Here is a 21,732-nt window from a genome sequence, read left to right as displayed (position 1 = left end):
CCTGCGGTCTTTTATGCGCGTATATTGTGCGCATGAAAGGAGGCATCTCCGTGCTTCAATCGACGCCAAAAACTCAGCGGACCTCTGTCAACACGTCCATTGACTCTCAGTTGATCAAGGACGCCAAAGCGTTGGGCATCAACATCTCCCGCGCTGCCGAAGCAGGGATCGCGAAAGCGATTGCGGCGGAGAAAACGCGTCGATGGCAAGAAGAAAACAGGGAAGCCATCGAAAGCTCCAACGAATATGTCCGAAAGAACGGACTGCCATTGGCTAAACACCGGCCGTTCTGATGGCGCGTTACGATTTCTATCGGAGTACCGAGAGCGACGGTTATCTTCTCGACGTGCAGTCAGATATGCTTGAAGGGCTGAGCACGAGGGTGGTCGTTCCTTTGATGCCGCCCGAGATTGCCCCGCTTCCTGGCCGCCGCCTGAACCCGACCTTCGCTATAAACGGCAAAGATCTTGTGATGGTCACACAGTTTGTGTCGGCCTTCAGCGCGTCCGAATTGCGGATGCCAGAGGGAAACCTTTCTAGACATCACGACGACATCGTCGCCGCGCTCGACATGCTGTTCCAGGGCTTCTGAGCGAAGGCAGCCGCCACTGCCGCCCGTCAACCTGCCGTCTTGGCCTGCCAGGCCTTCAGCGCCTCGTCGAACACCTTCTCGCCCGGAATGCCCTTTTCCATGGTCAGCAGCGCCCGGCGTCCGGTCTTGTAGACCACCGGCACGTCGATCCAGTCCTGGCCTCGAAGCAAGGTCATGTTGGCGTCCTCGTCGGCCTTGGTGTCGTTGAGCGCCACCAGGAAGAAGCCGTCGGCGATCTTGGCCGGAATCCCGATCAGCGGGCTGCCGGCATCCTGTTCCGAACTCTTCATGGCGACGCGCAGGATGTTGTCGACGCCACCGCCGTCAAAGCCCTCGGGCGTCAGGAAGATCATCTCGATGATGTGGCTGGCCGGCAGCGTCTGGTCGGTATTGCGGCGGATGGTCATGCGCAGCTGGATGTCCTTGCCGGGAATGGTCGCCTCGGCGCGGATCGCCGGCTCGGGCGGCAGGTCGCCGCCGGGCGATTCCTGCACCAGCGACCAGACGATGCTGCCGGGTTCGGCCGAACCTTGCGCGGTCGAGGTGCGTTCCTCGTAGAAGATCGCCTTCTGGCCGACCGCAACGGTCGGCGCGGGAGCGGCGGCCGCCGGCGCAGCGGGCGGCGTGGCGGCGGCATCAGCCGGTGCTGCCCCATTGGCCGGCGGAGCGACGCCATCGGCGGGCGGCGTTGCCGGTGGCGTGGCGGAAGCGTCGGGCGCCGGCGTGGCGGGCGCGCCCGTGGCTGCGGCGTCGCCGGCCGGCGGGGTCGCAGGCGCTGGAGCCGCAGGTGGCGCTGGAGCCGGGGGGGGCGGTGTGGTCAGCGCGGCGACGGACTCGCCCTCGCCGATGCCGCTTTGACCGGCCGCGGGACCGGGGTCGGTTTCACCGCCTTCGGGCGACAGGCGCTGGGTGAACTTCGTTCCCTCGCCGGCAGCGGCCGGTGCCGGTGCATCGGCCGCGGGCTTGGCCGGCGCCGGCTTTACCAGCGGTTCGGTCGAGACCGTCTTGGTGTCGCCGCCGAGGCCCAGCATCGAGCCAAAGGCATCCTTGTTCAGCCAGATGCCATAGCCGCCGCCGGCGACCACCAGAAGCGCGACGACAGCCGCGATCAACCCGCCATAGCTGCGCCTGCGCTCGGCGGGGCGCAGGCGTTGGAACGTGTCCGCCGCCGGCTGCTCGTCATTGGCAAAGACATCGGCGCTGTCGTCGTCGGCGTCCAGCTCCGCGGCTTGCTTGTCGATGGTTTCTGCACGCCCTGCAGGCGGTGTCGGCGCGGGCCTCTGCCAGCTCGGCTCTGTCCTGGCGGTCGGCGCCGGCTGCACGGGTTTCGCCGGCTGCCAGGCCGGCGCAGGCGTGGCGGAAGGCTTTACATGACTGGACTGGTTCTTGTTGCGGTCGATGGAGGAGAAGATGTGCTCCAGCTCCGCCAGTGGGTCGGATGCCGGCAGTGCCCTGGCATAGTCGCGCTCGACGCTCGAGATGGCATCTTCCAGGGATCGCTTCTGCGTGCTTATGGCTTCGGCGGCCAGCGGCGGCGAATACTCCGCAAGCTTCTTCGCCAGCATGGTACGAACGCTGTCATAGATCCGCGTACGCTTTTCGGGCGTTTCGTCGCCGTGCTTGTCGAGCGCCTTTTTCAGAATAGCAACGAAATCTGCCATGCTTCAGTCGACCTGTATTTTGTTTCCGCGCCGGCCCCCGCAAATCGGCCGCGATGCCCGGAAAGGCTTCAGAAAACTAGTCTTGAAACGGATCGGTCACAAGTATCGTGTCGTCCCGTTCCGGGCTGGTGGAAAGGAGCGCGACGGGTGCCCCGATCAGCTCCTCGATGTAACGGACATATTTGACGGCCTGCGCCGGAAGGTCGTTCCAGCTGCGCGCGCCGGCTGTGGTGCCTTTCCAGCCTTCGAGCGTCTCGTAGACCGGCTCGACACGCGCCTGCGCGCCCTGGCTGGCCGGCAGATAGTCGATCGTTTCGCCGTCGAGACGGTAGCCGGTGCAGACCTTGATCTCATCCAGCCCGTCGAGCACGTCGAGTTTGGTCAGGGCGATGCCCTTGATACCGTTGACGGCGACGGCCTGGCGCACCAGCACGGCGTCGAACCAGCCGCAACGGCGTTTGCGCCCGGTGACGACGCCGAATTCGTGGCCACGCGTACCGAGAAATTCGCCGATCTCGTTCTTCTGCTCGGTCGGGAACGGGCCTTCGCCGACACGCGTCGTATAGGCCTTGGTGATGCCCAGGACATAGCCGATGGCGCCGGGGCCCACCCCCGAGCCGGCGGCTGCCTGGCCGGCAACGGTGTTGGACGAGGTGACGAACGGATAGGTGCCGTGGTCGATGTCGAGCAGCGTGCCTTGCGCGCCCTCGAACAGGATGCGTTCGCCGGCGCGGCGCTTGTCGTCGAGGATTTTCCAGACGCGGTCCATATAGGGCAGGATCTCATCGGCGACCGAGGTCAGCTCGGTCATGATCGCCTCATGCGTGACTTCGCCATGGCCAAGCCCGCGACGCAGCGCATTGTGATGCGTCAGCAGCCTGTCGACCTTGAGAGGCAGCGTTTCCAAATCCGCCAGATCCATCACCCGAACCGCGCGCCGGCCCACCTTGTCTTCATAGGCTGGGCCGATGCCACGACGCGTCGTGCCAATTTTCGTCCCGGAATTGGAGGCGGCGTCCTCGCGGAATCCGTCCAGCTCCCGGTGCAGCGACAGGATAAGCGCCGTGTTTTCGGCTATTTTCAGGCGGTCCGGCGTGACCTCGACGCCTTGCGCCTTGAGTTTCGCCACTTCCGCGACAAAGGCGTGCGGGTCGAAGACGACGCCATTGCCGATGATCGACAGCTTGCCTTGCCGCACCACGCCCGACGGCAGCAGCGACAGTTTGTAGACCTTGCCGTCGACGACCAGCGTATGGCCGGCATTGTGGCCGCCCTGGAAGCGCACGACCACGTCGGCGCGCTCCGACAACCAGTCGACGATCTTGCCCTTGCCTTCGTCGCCCCATTGCGAGCCGACGACCACCACATTGGCCATGTTTCTTTTCCCTTGAGATGCCGCCCTGGCGGCCTGGATATGGTTCGAAACGACAGGCCTCTATAGCGTCAAGACCTCGCAAGCGCGACCTTTCTTTGCCGTCGAAAATGCCCTGAGGCACAACAATTTTCGGCTTTGACATCATTTACTTGCGTCGGCGGGGGCAATAGGCCGGCAAACACAACTTCCCAGGCGGCCGGAATCCCGCATGCATCGACGCGCCTACCTGTTCCTGCTGCTGACCACCTTGCTGTGGGGCGGCAATTCCGTCGCCGGCAAGCTGGCGGTCGGTCACGTCTCGCCGATGACGCTGGTCTTCCTGCGCTGGGTGCTGGCCGTCGCGATCCTGCTGCCGATCGGCTGGCGCACGATCAGGGAGGACTGGCCGGTGGTGCGCAAACACTGGTTCGTCCTGGCTGCACTTGGCGCCAGCGGCTTCACTCTGTTCAACACCATTTTCTACACCGCGCTCAACTACACGACGGCGATCAATGTCTCGATCGAACAGGCGGCGATGCCGGTCTTGATCATCATTGCCAATTTCTTCTTCTTCCGCCTGCGCGTGAGCTGGGCTCAGATTGCGGGCGTGGTGCTGACCATCTTCGGCGTCATTTGACTGCCTGCCACGGCGATCCGCGCCGGCTGCTCACATTGGAACTCAATTTCGGCGACGCCATCATGCTGGTCGCGGTCGTCCTCTACAGCAGTTATTCGGTCGGGCTGCGGCTGAAGCCGGTGATGCGCTGGCAGAGCCTGATGTTGTCCCTGGCGATCGCTGCCCTCATCACCTCGCTGCCGTTCTTCCTGTGGGAGGTCGCCGCCGGCAAGGTTATCGTCCCCGATATCAGCGGCTGGGTTGTCATCGTCTATACCGCGATCGGCGCTTCGGTCATTTCGCAGATCACTTACATCAGGGGCAACGAACTGATCGGCGCCAACCGTGCCGGGCTGTTCATCAATCTGGTGCCGATCTTCGGCACGCTGCTGTCAGTGCTGATCGTCGGCGAGACATTCCAGCTCTACCAGGCGCTGGCGCTCATCCTGGTGCTGGGCGGCATTTCGCTCGCCGAATACAGCGGGCGCAAGATGGCGGCACCGGGCCGCCGCGGATAACATTTGGCTGCTGCCGCGCTGCGCCGCCGTCGCGATAACTGCTGCCGCGCGCCGACCTGGAACATTTTACCTCTGGCGGAGTTTGCTTGCGTGGGAGGCAACAAGATGAGCCATAACCCTCGCAGCACAGCAAGCATTGCCGGTCACCCCATTCATCCAATGCTGATTCCGTTTCCGATCGCCTTCTTTGTCGGCACCTTCGTTTGCGATCTGATTTTCTGGCAAACAGCCGATCCCGGGTGGGTCACCGGATCGCTTTGGCTTCTCGGCGCCGGCCTGATCATGGGCGCCTTGGCCGCTCTTACCGGCCTGACGGATGTCCTCGGCGATGTTCAGATCCGCAATCTCACGACGGCATGGCTCCATGCCGGCGGCAACGTGCTCGTCGTGCTGATCGAGCTTTATAACTGGTACTCGCGTTATGTCGGTGGAGCGGCGGCTGTGATCCCGACCGGCTTTATCTTGTCGCTGATCGTGGTTCTGATCCTGCTGTTTACAGGGTGGAAGGGCTGGGAACTGGTCTATCGGCATCGCGTAGGCGTCTCCGACGGCTCAGACGAATTGACCTGAACCGGGCTCCGCGACGGCCGCCCCAATGATGGGGGGAGGGCCGCCGCATCCGCCACGCCGTCAACTACATTGCGTTGACGTCGAACTGCAGCCGCTTGGCCGAGTCGATGGACTTGTGCGCCTTGACCTGTTCCAGCACTTTCTCCGGGAACGGCGCGTCGAGATAGAGCAGCGCGATCGCGTCGCCGCCCGGCCGGTTGCGGCCGAGCTGGAAGTTGGCGATGTTGACGCCGTTCTCGCCGCACACCGTGCCGAGCAGGCCGATAATGCCGGGCGCATCGGCATTGGTTGTGTAGAGCATGTGCTGGCCGACCTCGGCGTCGAGATTGATGCCCTTGATCTGGATGAAGCGCGGCTTACCGTCGGAGAAGCAGGTGCCGGCGATCGAGCGCGTCATGTGCTCGGTCTTCACCGTCAGCTTGATGTAGCCGTCGAACACGCCCGACTTGTCGCGCTTGACCTCGGCGACGATGATGCCGCGCTCCTTCACCATGATCGGCGCCGACACCATATTGACGTCGGCGACCTGCGGCCGGATCAGTCCGGCAAGCGCGGCACTGATCAGGGCACGCGTGTTCATCGTCGCGGTCGAGCCGTCGAACAGGATCTCGACCTCGTTGATCGGGTCCTCGGTGACTTGGCCGACAAAGGCGCCGAGCACTTCGGCGAGCTTGACGAACGGCTTTAGCCGCGGTGCTTCCTCGGCCGTGATCGAGGGCATGTTGATGGCATTCGAAACCGCGCCCTTGATCAGATAGTCGGCCATCTGCTCGGCCACCTGGAGCGCGACATTTTCCTGCGCTTCCGCTGTCGAGGCGCCCAGATGCGGCGTTGCCACCACATTCTCCATGCCGAACAGCGCGTTGTTCTCCGCCGGTTCGACCTCGAACACATCGACGCCGGCGCCCGCCACCTTGCCGCTCTTCAGCGCCGCGACCAGGTCGGCTTCGACGATGAGCCCGCCACGCGCGCAATTGATGATGCGCACGCCGTTCTTCATTTTGGCGATCGCCGCCGCGTCGATGATGTTGCGCGTCTTGTCGGTCAGCGGCGTGTGCAGCGTGATGAAATCGGCGCGGGCGAAAAGCTCGTCCAGCTCGACCTTGTCGACGCCGAGTTCCTCGGCGCGCTTGTCCGACAGGAACGGATCGAAGGCGACGACATGCATCTTCAGGCCGACGCCGCGCGTGGCAACGATCGAGCCGATATTGCCGCAGCCGATGACGCCCAGCGTCTTGCCGGTGATCTCGACGCCCATGAAGCGGTTCTTTTCCCATTTGCCGGCATGGGTCGAGGCATTGGCCTCCGGGATCTGCCGGGCGAGTGCAAAGATCATCGCCACCGCATGTTCGGCCGTGGTGATCGAATTGCCGAAGGGCGTGTTCATCACGATGATGCCCTTGCGGCTCGCCGCGGGGATGTCGACATTGTCGACACCGATGCCGGCGCGGCCGACGACCTTGAGTCTTGTCGCTGCGTTGATCAGTTTTTCCGTGACCTTGGTCGCCGAGCGGATGGCAAGGCCATCATACTGGCCGATGACTTCGAGCAGCTTTTCCTTGTCCTTGCCGAGATCGGGCAAATAGTCGACCTCGATACCGCGGTCCTTGAATATCTGGACGGCGGTGGTGGAGAGTTTGTCAGAGACGAGAACGCGGGGCGCCATGGCGGCCTCCTTGAACTGGATTGTCGGGAAAGGGCGGCCCGCAGGCCACCACGAAATCTCAGGCTGCGGCCTTCAGCGAAGCCTTCTGCGTGGCGAAGGCCCAGTCGAGCCAAGGCAGCAGCGCTTCGAGATCGGAGGTCTCGACGGTGGCGCCGCACCAGATGCGCAGACCGGGAGGTGCGTCACGATAGGAGCCGATGTCGTACGCGACGCCTTCCTTGTCGAGCACAGAGACGATCGCCTTGGCGAAAGCCGCCTGCCCGTTGGCGTCGAGCGCCGCGACATCGGCGTCGGTGAAGGACAGACATACGGACGTGTTGGACCGTGTCGCCGCATCGACCGCGAGATGGCCGAGCCAGGACGACTTGTCGACAAAGCCATCGAGCACGGCGGCATTGGCATCGGCTCTGGCAATCAACGCATCGAGACCGCCGATCGACTTCGCCCAATGAAGCGCATCGAGATAGTCCTCGACGCACAGCATCGACGGCGTGTTGATGGTCTCGCCGTTGAAGATGCCTTCGATCAGCTTGCCGCCCGAGGTCAGGCGGAAGATTTTCGGCAGCGGCCACGCCGGCTTGTAGGTTTCCAGTCGCTCGACGGCGCGAGGCGACAGGATCAGCATGCCGTGTGCGCCCTCGCCGCCCAGCACTTTCTGCCAGGAGAAGGTGACGACGTCGAGCTTCTGGAAATCGAGCTTTTGCGCGAATGCCGCTGAGGTGGCATCGCAGATGGTCAGGCCCTTGCGATCCGCCGGTATGAAATCGCCATTCGGCACGCGCACGCCTGAGGTCGTGCCGTTCCAGGTGAAGACCACATCGCGGTCGAAATCGATCTTGGTGAGATCCGGCAGTTCGCCATAGCCTGCCTCGACCTTTCTGATATCGGCGAGCTTCAGCTGCTTGACGACATCGGTCACCCAGCCCGAGCCAAAGCTTTCCCATGCCACCATGTCGACACCGCGTTCACCGAGCAGCGACCACAGCGCCATCTCGACAGCACCCGTGTCCGACGCCGGCACGATGCCGATGCGGTAATCGGCCGGAACCTGGAGAATCTCGCGCGTCAGCTCGATCGCCTGTTCGAGCTTGGTCTTGCCGATCTTCGCGCGGTGGGAACGGCCGAGCGCAGCATTCTTCAGTGCCTCGACCGACCAGCCGGGGCGTTTTGCGCAGGGACCTGAGGAGAAATTGGGATTTGCCGGACGGAGTCCGGGCTTCGTATGCGTCGTCATCGTGGTCTATCCTTCCAGATAGTGGCCCCTCGTTGGGGAGGGGTGGCCCACGGACGGCGATATGCGTTCAGCCCTCAGGCGTCAAGAGGAAAGTTTTTGTCGCTGGCGGGATACCGGCGATACGGGATCAGCATGTCGTGGGCTAAAACGCAAACAGCGGATCGAAGAGATCCGCCGTTGGGCTTCCGAACAGCAAGCTTCCTACCAGAGGTCGTAGCGCAGGCCGAGCTTGACCTGATGATTGCTGATGCCCTTGCGGATCGGATAGGAGGTCAGGCTCTCGGCCGTGACATATTCGGCATCCGGCGCGGAGAAGTACTGGTAGCCGAGATCTACAGAAACATTCTTGGTCACCTGATAGGCCAGGCCCGCATCCAGCGTGTAGGCGAGGGAATACTGGGTCTTGTTGTCGTTCCGGACGAAATCATCCGTAGGGTCGACATTGTCGGTGAAGTAACTCGCCGACAGCTTGTATTTGCTCCGGACCAGCCCAATGCCGGCGCCGAGGTAGGGCGTGATCCCGACATAAGTGCCGAGATCGACATAGCCATTGACCATGCCCGACAGGGAATAATTCTGCAGCGATGCCGACGCGATGGTCGCACCACCCGGCGGCGGCGTCGCCGAATCGTCAAAGCCGACGCCGATCTTGTTGCCGGGCAGATAGCCAAGATTGACGTCGCCGCGCAGATAGTCGTTGAAGTGGTAGCCGAAGCCGATGCTGGCAAAGGCCGGATCCTGCTTCTCGCTGAAGCTCGCGGGGGCGAAGGTGAAATCCTGATCCTCGTAGCTCTTCTGCGCCAGATAAGAGACGTCGCCGCGCAGATACCAGCCCGAGCCGACCTCGACCGGTTGATAGTCCGGCGCCTGATCGACATAGATCGGCGGATCGTAGTCCGCGGCCTGCGCCGGCGTCAGCGGCACAAGGACGAGTGCGGCGAGCGCCGGCGCTGTCAGCGATTTGAAATTCATGGGTCCCCGGCTCCTGAAATTGGCGCCCGTCATTTTGATCGCAAGCGCCGTTTCACCAAGCATTGTTAACCATAGTGGTTAAGTCAGGGTTAAGGATAACGCGGCGTACCGAATTGATTTCAATTGGGTTTCTTCGGCACACGCGGCCGGTTGAAAACGCGCAAGCATCGGCAAACGAAAACCGCCCGGCAAGACCGGGCGGTTCGCGAATTCCTGGATTTCGAAGCGACTACTTGGTGTAGATCGGCTCCGGCTCTGGAACGTAGGGCTCCGGCGATGTGCAACCATTATTGCCGCCGAACTGATAGCGCAGACCGCCTCGTACCTCATGTGTGTTGATGCCATGGTCGAAGCCGGGCCCGGAACTGCTCACGTCGAAGTCGAACATGCGGCCCCCCTCAATGTGAGAGTAGCGATAGCCGGCATCCAGGATCACCCTGTCGGTAAGGCAATAGGACGCGCCGGCCATGAGCGCGTAGGCAAAGCGCCAATTCTTCGACCCGGGGTTGGTCTCGGTTGTGTTCGGGTCGTGGACGGTATCCCATTTGACGTGCGCGCCGCCGATGCCAGCGCCAACATAAGGCGTGATGCCGTGCCAGGTACCGATATCGTAATAGGCGTTGGCCAAGAGCAGCAATGCGCTCATTTTCGACACTTCGACCGATGTCGTAACGCCATCGTTGGTTGATCCGTTGAAGTCCGAAGCGAACCAATAGTCGGCTGTCAGGTCGGTACGGAAATGATCGTTGATCTTGTAGCCAATGCCGGCGCCGAGTGAGAAGCCGCCCTTAAGCTCGCCGGAATCGAAAACATTGCTGCCGGGAGGCGGCCCGTAGGTGATATAGTCGATGCCGCGCAAATCCGATTTATGATAGTCGATGTCGCCGCGGATGTACCAGCCGCCGAAATCGGCCGGCTGCTCGTAGGCGATCGGCGCCGGCGCCTCTTCGACCACCGGCGGCTCCGCCAGATCGGCGGCGAATACTGGCCCGGCCACACCTGCGAACAGCGCGGCAAGGAGGGCCTTTTTTGCTGTATTGAACATGTTTGTCACCCCTGAGAACCGTCGGGAAAGTCCAACTTGCCCGAATGTGATTGACCTCAGTTGTGGATAATGAATTGGAAAAGTTAAAAGGCGTTTAACCCTGTCGATTAACCACGAATTCTCGACATTTTAGCAAACAGTCTCTGCCGGCATAACGCGGGGACCAACCCTGGCCGAAACAAAAAGCCCGCCTGCAGGCGGGCTTGAAGTCTTGAGCCGGCAGTTCGCCCCTGCCGTTGGACGCAGCGCAATCAGGCGGCGCTGCGCGTTTCCGAAATAATGTCGACGATGTCGTTGACCACGGCCTCGACCAGCTGTGGGTCGTCGCCCTCGGCCATGACGCGGATCAGCGGCTCGGTGCCGGAGGGCCGTATGACCAGGCGGCCGGCCTTGCCGAGACGGTTGCGCGCGTCTTCGATCACCGCCTTGACCGTGGCTTCCTCAAGCGGCTTGCCGCCGGCGATGCGGACATTCTTCAACAGCTGCGGCACCGGCTCGAATTTCTTCGACAATTCGCTGACCGGCCGGTTCTGCCGCTTGATGCAGGCCAGCACCTGCAGAGCCGAGACCAGCCCGTCGCCAGTGGTCGAGAAATCGGACAGCACAATGTGGCCCGACTGCTCGCCGCCGACATTCAACCCGTGCGCGCGCATATGTTCCACGACATAGCGGTCGCCGACCTTGGTGCGATGCAGCTGCAGCTTCATGTCGCCAAGGAAGCGTTCGAGGCCGAGATTGGACATCACCGTCGAGACGACGCCGCCGCCGGCCAGTCGCCCGCTCTGGTGCCAGGACTCGGCGATCAGCGCCATGATCTGGTCACCGTCGACGATGGTGCCGTTCTCGTCGACGATGACGACACGGTCGGCATCGCCGTCGAGTGCGATGCCGATATCGGCGCGCACTTCATGCACCTTCTTCTGCAGGCCGGCCGGATGGGTCGAGCCGCATTCCTTGTTGATGTTAAAACCGTTCGGATCGACATTGATGGCAATGACCTCGGCGCCCAGTTCCCAAAGTGCTGCTGGCGCCACCTTGTAGGCCGCGCCGTTGGCGCAATCGACGACGATCCTGAGACCCGACAGCGACATTGAGCGCGGCAGCGTGCGCTTGGCGAATTCGATGTAGCGGTCATGCACGCCGTCGACGCGCTTGGCGCGGCCAAGTCCGTCGGAATCGGCGAGCGCCAGTTCGATATCCTTGTCGAGCATGCTCTCGATGCGCTCCTCGATCTCGTCGGAGAGCTTGTACCCGTCGGGACCGAACAGCTTGATGCCGTTGTCGTAATAGGGATTGTGCGAGGCCGAGATCATGACGCCGATATCGGCACGCAGCGAGCGTACCAGCATGGCGACCGCCGGTGTCGGGATCGGGCCGAGCAGGAACACATCCATGCCGGCCGCGCACAGGCCGGACACCATGGCGTTTTCGATCATGTAGCCGGACAGCCTGGTATCCTTGCCGAGCACGACGCGGTGGCGATGGCTGCCGCGCTGGAACGACAGGCCGGCGGCCATGCCGACCCGCATCGCGATCTCAGCCGTCATCGGAAACTTGTTGGCGCGCCCGCGAATGCCGTCGGTGCCAAAATAACGTCCTGCCATGCTTGCCAGAATCCCCGTCGGTTTTCAGCCGGCTCGTAATGCCACAATTGGTCCGAGCCCGACTATCACATTGTGTGATTGTAAATTACCAGTTCTTAGAAAATCATTGTAGCAGGCTGTTCGGAGCGTTGGGCAACGTACCATGACACGGTGTTGCCGCAATATAGCATTCACACTGGGCCACACCGCGCAGATTGGGCCGGTAAGCCGGACTGTTGGAGGGGGCAGATCGCAATGGATCCATCACCTTATCGGGAGAACGCCGTTTAACATCTGGCGCAGCCTAGCGTTGAGAGCTATTGATTTACACAGGTACAACCTATGGGCGCAGCAACGGGAGAAACGCATGCTCATCCACCGACTTGCAACTTTGACGGGTCTTGCCGTCGCAACCTTGTTCATGGCGGCGCCCGCCAGCGCGCTGACCATGGCCCAGTGTAGTACCAAGTATAATGCCGCCAAGGACGCCGGCACGCTGAGGGGGCAGACCTGGAATCAGTATCGGAAGGCCGAGTGCGGCACCGACGCGGCGGCCACCACCGAGACCGCAAAGCCGGCGGCCAAGAAGGCCGCTGCGGCCAAGACGGACACGACCAAGGCCGCCGCTGCTGATGATGGCGCCAAGGGTCTGACGGCCAAGGAATGCAGCGCTAAGTACCAGGCTGCCAAGGCCGCCGGTACGCTCAATGGCGCAAAGTGGAACGACTTCCGCAAGACCGAATGCGCCGCCGGCGCATCCGCCTCGGCAGAACCGGCCAAGGCCACGACCAAGGCCGCAGCCACAACCGACGATGGCGCCAAGGGCCTGACGGCCAAGGAATGCAGCACCAGATACCAGGCGGCAAAGGCCGCCGGCACGCTGAACGGCGTGAAGTGGAACGACTTCCGCAAGACCGAATGCGCCGCCGGGGCTTCGGCCGGGGAAGCACCCGCCAAGGCAAACACCAAGGCAGCTGCCGACAGCAGCGGCAAGGGCCTGAGCATGGCCGATTGCAGCGCCAAGTACCAGGCTGCCAAGTCTGCCAATACGCTGGGTGGCAAGAAGTGGAACGACTTCCGCAAGGCCGAATGCGGCGCCGGCGCAGATGACGACGACACCGTGCCGGCTCCGAGCGAGGCGACCTATACCAGCGAGCCCGAGAAGCCCTCGGTCAGCGCTCCGAAAGGTGTCAAGTTCCCGGCCGCGATCTCAAAGAAATACGCCGGCGAGACGCCGGCCAAGGGCCGCATGCATACCTGCCTCGAGGTGTATTATGCCAACAAGGACGCCAACACGCTGAATGGCCTGCGCTGGATCCAGAAGGGCGGCGGCTTCTACAGCCTCTGCAATGCCAAGCTGAAGAGCTGATCGCGTAGCCATATTCTCCAGACAATGGCCCGCGCATCGCAGCATGCGCGGGCCTTTTTATTGCGCTCGAAGACACCTGGCGTTGCTCGCGTTTACATATCGCGGAAGGTGTTGGCATCATCTATTCGCCCACACTGCCCACCGCAGACTTATGGTTGGTTCGCAAAGATTCCAATTGAACATATGAAGAACAAATGGTATACAAAAGGACATCGAACTTTTGTCAACCAGGAGGGTCTTATGTCCAGATTGAAATTGGCGGCATTGGCTGTGACGGCATGGATTGCTTGGAGCGTCGCCCCTGCAAGCGCACTGACGATGAAGGAATGCGGCGAGGCCTATCGCACAGCCAAGGAAGGCGGCACTCTGAACGGCATGGATTGGACCGCTTTCCGCACAGAGAAGTGTGCGACGTCAGCTGCGGAGAGTGCCAATGCGGATGCGGTCAAAACCGAGCCGCAGTCGCAGAAGGAAACCAGCGCGGCGGTCGCCCCCGCTGTAGCGCCGATGGGCGTGACATTCCCGACCAGCCTCGCCGCCGAATTCAAGACCGAGAAGCCCTCGAAGGCGCGGATGAAGACCTGCCTGCAGGGCTACCACGGCAACAAGGACGCGGGTACGTTGAACGGCCTTCGCTGGATCCAGAAGGGCGGCGGCTATTACAGCCTCTGCAACGCCAAGCTGAAGAGCTGATCGACCAGCAGCGTTTGAAGATCGAAGGCCCCCAACCGCAAGGTTGGCGGGCCTTCTCTTGGGTCTTGCCCCGTCAAGCGCCTTGTTTCGAGAGCAGTGCGACCAGGCTTGTAAGATCGGCATTGGCCTGGCCGGCAGCCACCCCGCGCTTCATGAGGCTTTGCATCGGCAGGACGAGTTCGGTGCTGACATCAGCCGACCTGCTGGCATCGATGACATTGATGTAGGCATCAGCCTGCATGCCCAGGTTGGAAACGACATTGCTGGTGTGATCGCCACTGTCGATCTGTTCCGCCCATTTCGGCAGCAGGCCTTGCATCGACTGAAGCCAGGAGGCCAGCAGCGGCATGAACTCGCCGGCCGGAATTCCTGCTGCGCCCGTCAATGCCAACGCCTGCAGAACGCCCGCGAACATGCCGTACATGGCCGGTCAGAAGCGAGATATCATAGAGCGGCGCGAGGCCAGCATCCTCACCGAGGAATTTGCTGGTGCCGAGCGCTCCGAGCTGCCCCGAACAGGCATCGAACGCCTGGCGCGAACCGCTGTAGAGAATCAAGGCGTGCGGCCCGCCGATCATCGGTGGCACCGCCATGATGCCGCCGTCGATATAGCTGGCGCCCTGGCTCACCGCCCAGCCCGACATCGCCCGCGCCTGCTCGGGCGTGCCGTTGGTGAGATTGACCAATGTGCGGCCCGACAGCGCGTCTCGGCTTGGGCCGAGCACCTCACGAGCGGTGTCATAGACAAGCAGGCACGCCACGATCAGTGGACTCGATCTCACGGCTTCCTCGACACTCTTGGCCACAATGGCGCCCTTGGCTGCCAAAGCCTCAGCCTTTGCCGGAGAACGGTTCCACACCGTCACCGCATGCCCCTGGTTCAGAAAGGCTTCGGCAAGCGCCGTGCCCATGGCGCCGAGACCGATTACTGTTATGTCGCTCATTCTGCTTCTCCTTGGTTTGGTTGCGCGGTTACGCCGGTGTCGGGCTCAGGTCCTGGCCAAGGCCACCGTCCACGGTCAGCCGCGCGCCCGTGGTGAAGGTCGCGTCGAACGCCAGGAACAGCACTGCGCGCGCCACCTCCTCCATCGTGCCGTGGCGCTTCATCGGCGCGACCGCGTCGCCGATCGCCATGAAGGCGGCCCGCTCCTCGGCCGAGGCATCGGCCACACCCATCGCCGGCGTATCGATGAAACCAGGGCTGACCACATTCACGCGGATGCGGCGCGGCAGAAGCTCGGCGGCCAGGACCTTGGCGAAGGCGCGCAGTGCCGCCTTCGATCCGGAATAGACGCTCATGCCGCCGGTGCCGGATTCGTCGGCGATCGACGAGGTGAAGACTATGGCGCCACCATCCCTGATGAGGGGCAGCAGGCGCTGCGCGGTGAAGAAAGCGCCTTTGGTGTTGATGTCGAAGGTGCGATCGTAACTGTCCTCGGTGACCCGCTCCACGGGTTCGAGATTGGCCACCCCGGCATTGACGTGAAGGAAGTCGATCTGGCCAAGCTTCTGCCCCACTTCGGCACCGAGCGTGACGATATCGGCCATGTCTGAGATATTGGACCGCACGACATGAGCTCGCGAAAGCAGCTTGGCTCGCGCGGCCTCGATGTTGCGCTGGTCGCGGCCGGTGACCAGGACCTCGGCGCCGCTTTCGATCAGGGCTTCGGCAACGGCGAGCCCCATGCCGTGCGTCCCGCCGATGACAACGGCCTTCTTGTTTGCGTATCGTGTCATGATCCATCCGTTTTTGACAAAATCCGGCCGCCGACGGCCTTTGCAGGTCGAAGCGAGGTACCGATATGATGTTGTGGTGTTCGCCGATGCCGGCGAGCTGGTTTGAAGCTATGGACCGGCTTGGTTTTTCTCAAGTACCGACAAAAATGTAAGCTACCCACCGATTGCTCAGAATTGGATGAAACATGGGAAAGAAACAGCCAGATAGTTGCGGATTGGGGCCGGCGCTGGAGGTCATCAGCGGCAAATGGAAGGCGCTACTGCTCTGGCAGATTCACAAGGCGCCGGCACGATTCGGTGAGCTGAAGCGGCTGGTGCCTGACATCAGCGAAAAGATGCTGATCCAACAGCTGCGCGAAATGGAGGCCGACGGCATCGTCCATCGCGAAATCTTTCCCGAGGTGCCGCCGAGGGTCGAATACTCGATTACCGAATTCGGCATCGAGCTGGACAATGCCCTGATCCCGCTGGCCAGATGGGGCAAGCAACATGCTGGCCGGACTGACGGTGTGCGCCCCGGCAAAGCAAATGCATCCGTCCCGCATGCTCTTTGAGAGACCCTGAATAGCAAAACGCCGCGGATTGAGCCGCGGCGTTTTCTTGCATCAAGTGATGTCAGCTCAGCTCGACGGCTGAGGCTCCATGCCGCCTTCGGGCTCGGGACCCTTCTTGCGGCGGCCGGACTTCGGCACAGCCGAGCCGCGGCTTGTGGGGGTGTCATCCCCCAAATCTCGCGCGGGCTTCTGCCCGGCGATCAGCTGCTTGATCTCTTCGCCCGAAAGCGTCTCGTATTCGAGCAGGCCCTGCGCCAGGGCGATCCATTCCTTCTTCTTCTTGGTCAGAATGGACTTGGCCGTGACATAGGCCTCGTCGATCAGCCGGCGCACTTCGGCGTCGATGATCTGCGCGGTCTCTTCCGAGACGTTCTGCGTGCGCGCCACCGAATGGCCGAGGAAAACCTCTTCCTGGTTGTCGCCATAGGCGACATGGCCGAGCTTGTCGGAGAAGCCCCAGCGCGTGACCATGGCGCGCGCCAGCTTTGTCGCCTGCTCGATGTCCGAAGAGGCGCCGGAGGTGATGTTCTCCTTGCCGAACTTGAACTCCTCTGCGACGCGGCCGCCCATCATGATGGCAAGCCGCGAGATCATGTATTTGTAGCTCATCGAATAGCGATCGCCTTCCGGCAGCTGCATGACCATGCCGAGCGCGCGACCGCGCGGGATGATGGTCGCCTTGTGCAGCGGATCGGCCGACGGCACGTTGAGCGCCAGGATGGCGTGGCCGGCCTCGTGATAGGCCGTGAGTTCCTTTTCGGCCTGGGTCATGGCCGACGAGCGGCGCTCGGCGCCCATCATGATCTTGTCCTTGGCGTCCTCGAACTCGGCCATAGTGACAAGGCGCTTGTTGCGGCGCGCCGCCATCAGAGCGGATTCATTGACCAGGTTCATCAGGTCGGCGCCCGAGAAGCCCGGCGTGCCGCGTGCGATCACCTTGAGGTCGACATTCGGCGCCAGCGGCACGTTGCGCACATGCACCTTGAGGATCTTCTCGCGGCCGACGATGTCGGGGTTCGGCACCACCACCTGGCGGTCGAAACGGCCCGGACGCAGCAGCGCCGGGTCGAGCACGTCGGGCCGGTTGGTGGCGGCGATCAGGATGATGCTCTCGTTGGACTCGAATCCGTCCATCTCGACCAGCAGCTGGTTCAGCGTCTGTTCGCGCTCATCATTGCCACCGCCGAGGCCGGCGCCGCGATGGCGGCCGACAGCGTCGATTTCGTCGATGAAGATGATGCAGGGAGCATTCTTCTTGGCCTGGTCGAACATGTCGCGGACACGGCTTGCGCCGACGCCGACGAACATCTCGACGAAGTCGGAACCCGAAATGGTAAAGAACGGCACATTCGCTTCGCCGGCGACGGAGCGGGCGAGCAGCGTCTTGCCGGTGCCGGGAGGTCCGACCAGAAGCACGCCGCGCGGGATCTTGCCGCCGAGGCGCTGGAACTTCTGCGGATCGCGCAGGAACTCGACGATCTCCTCCAGATCTTCCTTGGCCTCGTCGACGCCGGCGACATCCTGGAAGGTGACGCGGCCATGCGCCTCAGTGAGAAGCTTGGCCTTCGACTTGCCGAAACCCATGGCGCGGCCAGAGCCGGACTGCATCTGGCGCATGAAGAATATCCACACGCCAAGGATCAGGATCATCGGCAGCCACGAGAGGAGCATGCTGATCAACCCGCCCGAGCCGTCGTTCTCAGCGCGCGCATTGATGGTGACGTTCTTGTCCTGCAGCCGCGAGACCAGCTGCGGATCGCCAGGCGAATACGTCTGGAAGCCGTTGGCGTTGTCGCTATAGGTGCCCGTGATGCGGGGTCCAGTGATGACCACCGTCTTGACCCGGCCCGCCGCGACCTCCTGCAGGAACTGCGAGTAGGGAACGTCGGTGGAGGCCCCACGCGTCTGTGGCGTCTGGAACAGATTGAAGAGAGCAATGAGCAGGACCGCTATGATCGCCCAGAGCGCGAGATTGCGATAATTCGGATTCATCAATTGTCCCGTTGGTGCCCGCTGGGACACGCGTCATGAGAGGAAACTTGCGCCTAACATAGGGAGAGCGCCCCCCCTTGCCAAGCATAACAGCACGTCTGGGTTAAGCTTTCGCGCCATGATCAACCGGCACTGTGGCGGCCAAAGGGCAAGCCGGGACAGGCGGTGCGCCGATCAACTCGGCGACGGCCTGCGCCAACACCAGATCGAAGCACGGCAGGAAACGGGCAAAGGGGGCAACGGCGGGGCTGACGGCGGCTGCCGGCGCCCACGCTACATCCTCTGCAAAACCACGGCATTCGCCGCCGCGCCACAGCGCCGGTTCCGCAGCCAGGGCGGCGCGCACAAGGCTTGGCGGCGCGCCATCCCCGGCAATCGGCGTTCTGGCGGCGGCAGCGGCGCCAAGCGGCGCGATCAACCATGCACCCGGACTGTCGCCCAATGTGATCGCCCCGGCTTCGATGTCTGGCGTGATCCGCCGGCGACCGTCCCAGAGCAGAGTGCCAGCTGCCGGCGCGGAACGCGGCAGGTCGCGCGATTCACGGCGCAGGAAGATGCCGTTTCGCCTGATATCGACCACCGTCCGCGACAATGTGGCGCAAAGCGGTCCGGCCCGCATTTGCTCGAACAGCGCTTCGCCGCGCGCCTGGTCCGGCAACAAGGCGGTGCCGCCCGTCGCCGCCAGCAGGACACGCAGCGCATAGACCGCGGCTCGCGTGTCGTCAGCTTCGGCAAGACCGGGATCGAGACGGATGAGACCCCTCGCCGGCCGGCTGGCAAATTCACCGATCAGGGCGGCGGCGCGGCGACCGAGTTGTTCGCGCTCGCCGGCGGCCCGCCTGGCCAGGCCGATCGCTTCGGCAAAACGCTGCCCGCTCCGGTCTTCGCCGAGCACGGCGCGGATGCGCGCGCGTTCGAAATTCGTGTCGATGTTGGTCGGATCCTCGACCCAGCCGACATGTTCGCGCTGCAGGAAGGCGCGCAACGCCGCGCGCCGAGCGCCGAGCAGCGGCCGCGCGATCCAGGTCCGCCAGTCATAGAGAGTGGCAGGCGCCATGCCGGCCAGACCTCGGCCTGCAAGCTCTCGCCCATCATTCCGCGCGGCTCGCATCAGGACGGTCTCGGCCTGGTCGTCGGCGGTGTGGCCGGTCACGATCACACCAATGCCTTGCGCCTGCGCTGCCTCGGCCAGGAACCGGTAGCGCGCCTCGCGCGCCGCCGCGGGCAGGCCGGCCGACGGCTTGGTGCCGGACCAGTTGAGCGTCCGGTGCGCGATGCCGCGCTCGGCACAAAGCTTTGCCACGCTGCGCGCTTCGGCTGCTGCTTCCGGACGCAGGCCGTGGTCGATCGTCACCGCCAGCAGCCGGGCTGTCGGGGCGCTGCGGCCGAGGTGAGCCTTGAGGAGAAGAAGGAGGGCGGTCGAGTCGCTGCCGCCGGACACGGCCGCAAGCGCGCCGTTGGTAAAGTCGATCTGCGAAAAATTCGAAAGGTCAGGCTCGGTATCGAGCATCAATGCATGTCGCGCAAAAGTGGTCCCGGTTCTGGGACAACACGGCAAAGACTAGCACGCCGCCAGCGCCCTCTCCTGCTTGACGCGTTCCTTGAGCGCGGCCGAAATATCGGGATAGCGCTTGCCGATCTCGCCGAAGGTGGCGCAGGCGACATCCTTCTGCTTGAGGCCGACCAGCGACACGCCAAGCTTCAGGAGCATGTCAGGCGCCTTCTTGGCCTTCGGATAGTCCTTGCTGGCGGAGAGGAAAACCTCGGCAGCGTCATGATACTTCTGCTGGCCAAGCAGCGATTCGCCAAGCCAGTAATGCGCGTCCGCCGCCTTGGCGTCCTTCGGGAACCGGGCGATGTGGTCGCGAAAACCCTGCTCGGCGGTGCTGTAGTCGCCCGACAGGATGAACTGGTAGGAGTTGCGGTAGATCTCTTCCGGGTTGTTGGTGGCAGGCAGCGCCGCCACCACCGTGCCGTCCGACTTGCCGGTCTTAGCCCCGGCAGCCGGCGCCTCGGCGGCGGGAGCCGCACCTTCCGCCGGCGCCGCTGCCTGCGTGTTGCCGCCGGCGTCGATTACATTGCCGTTCTTGTCGACGGTGATGGTGCCGAAGGTCTTGGGCGGCGTGCCGTTGATCACCTTGCCGGGATCGCCGGTCTGCGATTCGACGATGACCTCGCCGACGCTCTGGCCGCCATCCGACTGCGCGCCGGCATCGGCCGGCGCCTGGTCTGCCGGGGCCTCGGCGACGCCGGTGCCCGCGCCACCGTCCTGCGGCGCGGCCTCCGATTTCTTCTGGGCCGGCGGCTGCCCGCTGGAGCCGCCTTCCAACTGCTGGAAGCGGAACTCGTTGTCTTCCTGCTGCTTGCGCATCTGCTCCTGCATCTGCAGGATCTGGAAGTTGAGTTCCTCGAGCTTGCCGTTCATCTGCCGGAGCTGATCTTCCAGCCCCGCGGCGGCGGTGCCGTCCTGCTGCTGCGCGATCTGTTGCTGCTCCGGCTTCTCCTTCTTGCCGAAAATGCCGAGCGTCGGCAGATGGAAGGAAAAGCCGCTATCCGCGGGTTGTCCGGTGCCGCTCGCAGAAGCCGCGAAGCCTGATACGAGCAGCAGCGCAAGCGTGCCGCTCAAGACCGATCTGAAATGCATGTGCCTCTCGCCGTGAATATCGTGAGCCTGTTCGCGCCTTCCGATCACAGTGGGACCGGCACGACGCCCTCGGCTCTTAGCAGGAGGCGAGACTTCGGCCAAATTTTGTTTCCGGGTTTGTTTCCGGGGCCGAAACTGAAAAAGGCGGCCACAAGGCCGCCTTTCGCATGGAGGTGTTGCAATTATGCGACTAAGGCCGCCGTCTTACTCATCAGGAGCCGGCGCCGGAGAGCGTGGTGACGGCGCGGCGATTCTGCGACCAGCAGGAGATGTCGTCGCAGACCGCGACCGGACGTTCCTTGCCGTAGGAAATCGTCTTCAATCGGCTCGCCGAGACGCCCCTGGCGACCAGGAAGTCGCGAGTGGCGGCGGCGCGGCGGGCGCCGAGAGCCAGATTGTATTCACGTGTGCCGCGTTCGTCAGCATGGCCTTCGACGACGATGGCGTACTGCTTGTACTGGTTGAGCCACTGTGCCTGCCGCGACAGCGTCGTCTGCGCATCGGCGCGGATCGCGGTCGAGTCCGTGTCAAAGAAGATGCGGTCGCCAATGTTGACGGTGAAGTCCTGCGCCGAGCCCGGCGTTGCGGCACCCGCGCCATTGAGACCGAGATCGGCAGCGTTGTTCGGGGTTTTCTTCGAGGCGCAACCGGTGATGGCGAGCATCGCGATCAGGGCGATCATCGCCGGGTTTCTGGTAAGTGCTGCGATACGGCCCATGCCGCCTCTCCTTCGTATTCGAGTGATCGTATTTCGAGTGATTTCGTTGATCACCCAGTAACCACGTTTGGGTTAACCGGCATTCAAGAAATACGGTTAATGTTTGGTTTCGATCGTCCGTCCACGACCTTCAAATCCACGGTCACAGTTGGCGCGGACCCTAGGCGGAAATGCGGCCGAAACGCGACTAATGAATGGAAAAGGGGCCAAACGG

General features: G+C 63.0%; 19 protein-coding genes and 2 pseudogenes. 7 read left to right on the top strand and 14 right to left on the bottom strand.

The annotated features are described in order from the left end of the window. Window positions 1–50 precede the first annotated feature (50 nt). Both NKI46_RS19465 and NKI46_RS19460 read left to right on the top strand, forming a co-directional pair. The gene (locus tag NKI46_RS19465) at window positions 51–293 is read left to right on the top strand and encodes a type II toxin-antitoxin system CcdA family antitoxin (protein ID WP_023693600.1); all 243 of its coding nucleotides are present in this window, start codon (window positions 51–53) and stop codon (window positions 291–293) included. Next, window positions 293–592 carry a CcdB family protein gene (locus NKI46_RS19460; RefSeq protein WP_023673676.1) on the top strand — a complete coding sequence of 100 codons (300 nt, stop codon included), beginning with the start codon at window positions 293–295 and terminating at the stop codon, window positions 590–592. Before NKI46_RS19465 ends, NKI46_RS19460 begins: the two co-directional genes overlap by 1 nt. A 26-nt stretch (window positions 593–618) precedes the next feature. Here the strand turns inward: NKI46_RS19460 and NKI46_RS19455 are convergent, their stop codons facing one another. Both NKI46_RS19455 and NKI46_RS19450 read right to left on the bottom strand, forming a co-directional pair. Continuing rightward, entirely contained in the window at window positions 619–2,253 is a 1,635-nt protein-coding gene (locus NKI46_RS19455; protein ID WP_352629868.1) for a hypothetical protein, read from the bottom strand. A 76-nt stretch (window positions 2,254–2,329) separates the two neighbouring features. Beyond that, window positions 2,330–3,628 (bottom strand): adenylosuccinate synthase, encoded by a 1,299-nt coding sequence (locus tag NKI46_RS19450; protein WP_023684197.1) that lies wholly within the window; start codon window positions 3,626–3,628, stop codon window positions 2,330–2,332. A 208-nt stretch (window positions 3,629–3,836) separates the two neighbouring features. Here NKI46_RS19450 and NKI46_RS19445 point away from each other — a divergent pair. Next, window positions 3,837–4,741 (top strand): annotated as a pseudogene (locus NKI46_RS19445) (DMT family transporter). A 105-nt stretch (window positions 4,742–4,846) separates the two neighbouring features. Continuing rightward, entirely contained in the window at window positions 4,847–5,311 is a 465-nt protein-coding gene (locus NKI46_RS19440; protein ID WP_023755561.1) for a DUF2231 domain-containing protein, read from the top strand. A 64-nt stretch (window positions 5,312–5,375) separates the two neighbouring features. Here NKI46_RS19440 and serA read toward each other — a convergent pair whose 3' ends face one another. The 5 genes from serA to glmM form a co-directional block, all read right to left on the bottom strand. Continuing rightward, the gene (gene serA / locus NKI46_RS19435; RefSeq protein WP_023699182.1) at window positions 5,376–6,977 is read right to left on the bottom strand and encodes a phosphoglycerate dehydrogenase; all 1,602 of its coding nucleotides are present in this window, start codon (window positions 6,975–6,977) and stop codon (window positions 5,376–5,378) included. Window positions 6,978–7,035: 58 nt separating this feature from the next. Further along, window positions 7,036–8,211 carry a phosphoserine transaminase gene (locus NKI46_RS19430; RefSeq protein ID WP_023737853.1) on the bottom strand — a complete coding sequence of 392 codons (1,176 nt, stop codon included), beginning with the start codon at window positions 8,209–8,211 and terminating at the stop codon, window positions 7,036–7,038. Window positions 8,212–8,412: 201 nt separating this feature from the next. Beyond that, window positions 8,413–9,183: an outer membrane protein gene (locus NKI46_RS19425; protein WP_023684192.1), complete on the bottom strand. Its 771-nt coding sequence runs from the start codon at window positions 9,181–9,183 to the stop codon at window positions 8,413–8,415. A 229-nt stretch (window positions 9,184–9,412) separates the two neighbouring features. Next, entirely contained in the window at window positions 9,413–10,228 is an 816-nt protein-coding gene (locus NKI46_RS19420; RefSeq protein ID WP_023684191.1) for an outer membrane protein, read from the bottom strand. A 251-nt stretch (window positions 10,229–10,479) separates the two neighbouring features. After that, entirely contained in the window at window positions 10,480–11,832 is a 1,353-nt protein-coding gene (gene glmM, locus NKI46_RS19415) for a phosphoglucosamine mutase (protein ID WP_023673591.1), read from the bottom strand. Window positions 11,833–12,178: 346 nt separating this feature from the next. On the opposite strand from glmM, the gene NKI46_RS19410 reads away from it, so the two are divergent. Further along, window positions 12,179–13,180, top strand: a complete 1,002-nt coding sequence (locus NKI46_RS19410; protein ID WP_352747453.1) for a hypothetical protein — start codon at window positions 12,179–12,181, stop codon at window positions 13,178–13,180. 240 nt (window positions 13,181–13,420) lie between these two features. Continuing rightward, complete coding sequence (locus tag NKI46_RS19405) at window positions 13,421–13,873, top strand: hypothetical protein (RefSeq protein ID WP_352747568.1); 453 nt, start codon at window positions 13,421–13,423, stop codon at window positions 13,871–13,873. 73 nt (window positions 13,874–13,946) lie between these two features. Here NKI46_RS19405 and NKI46_RS19400 read toward each other — a convergent pair whose 3' ends face one another. The 3 genes and pseudogenes from NKI46_RS19400 to NKI46_RS19390 all read right to left on the bottom strand — a co-directional run bounded on the left by NKI46_RS19400 (window position 13,947) and on the right by NKI46_RS19390 (window position 15,610). Beyond that, the gene (locus NKI46_RS19400) at window positions 13,947–14,288 is read right to left on the bottom strand and encodes an imine reductase family protein (protein ID WP_352747565.1); all 342 of its coding nucleotides are present in this window, start codon (window positions 14,286–14,288) and stop codon (window positions 13,947–13,949) included. Window positions 14,289–14,421: 133 nt separating this feature from the next. Further along, window positions 14,422–14,784 (bottom strand): annotated as a pseudogene (locus NKI46_RS19395) (NAD(P)-binding domain-containing protein); the annotation flags it as partial. 61 nt (window positions 14,785–14,845) lie between these two features. After that, window positions 14,846–15,610 (bottom strand): SDR family oxidoreductase, encoded by a 765-nt coding sequence (locus tag NKI46_RS19390; RefSeq protein ID WP_352747450.1) that lies wholly within the window; start codon window positions 15,608–15,610, stop codon window positions 14,846–14,848. Window positions 15,611–15,825: 215 nt separating this feature from the next. On the opposite strand from NKI46_RS19390, the gene NKI46_RS19385 reads away from it, so the two are divergent. Continuing rightward, a complete protein-coding gene (locus NKI46_RS19385; protein ID WP_023673597.1) occupies window positions 15,826–16,164 on the top strand; it encodes a winged helix-turn-helix transcriptional regulator in 339 nt (112 codons plus the stop codon). 66 nt (window positions 16,165–16,230) lie between these two features. Here NKI46_RS19385 and ftsH read toward each other — a convergent pair whose 3' ends face one another. From ftsH to pal, 4 genes are all read right to left on the bottom strand, one after another. Next, window positions 16,231–18,156: an ATP-dependent zinc metalloprotease FtsH gene (ftsH, locus tag NKI46_RS19380; RefSeq protein WP_023684183.1), complete on the bottom strand. Its 1,926-nt coding sequence runs from the start codon at window positions 18,154–18,156 to the stop codon at window positions 16,231–16,233. 103 nt (window positions 18,157–18,259) lie between these two features. Further along, window positions 18,260–19,666, bottom strand: a complete 1,407-nt coding sequence (gene tilS, locus NKI46_RS19375; RefSeq protein ID WP_352747447.1) for a tRNA lysidine(34) synthetase TilS — start codon at window positions 19,664–19,666, stop codon at window positions 18,260–18,262. A 51-nt stretch (window positions 19,667–19,717) separates the two neighbouring features. Next, window positions 19,718–20,800: a tol-pal system protein YbgF gene (gene ybgF, locus NKI46_RS19370; protein ID WP_023733018.1), complete on the bottom strand. Its 1,083-nt coding sequence runs from the start codon at window positions 20,798–20,800 to the stop codon at window positions 19,718–19,720. Window positions 20,801–21,011: 211 nt separating this feature from the next. Beyond that, complete coding sequence (gene pal / locus NKI46_RS19365; RefSeq protein ID WP_023684182.1) at window positions 21,012–21,518, bottom strand: peptidoglycan-associated lipoprotein Pal; 507 nt, start codon at window positions 21,516–21,518, stop codon at window positions 21,012–21,014. Window positions 21,519–21,732: the final 214 nt, after the last annotated feature.

Origin of the sequence: Mesorhizobium sp. M0615, from assembly GCF_040320805.1 — a bacterium.
Classification (GTDB): Bacteria; Pseudomonadota; Alphaproteobacteria; order Rhizobiales; family Rhizobiaceae; genus Mesorhizobium.
The sequence above is the reverse complement of the archived record's forward strand: the minus strand, read 5'-3'. Positions and strand labels throughout refer to the sequence as shown.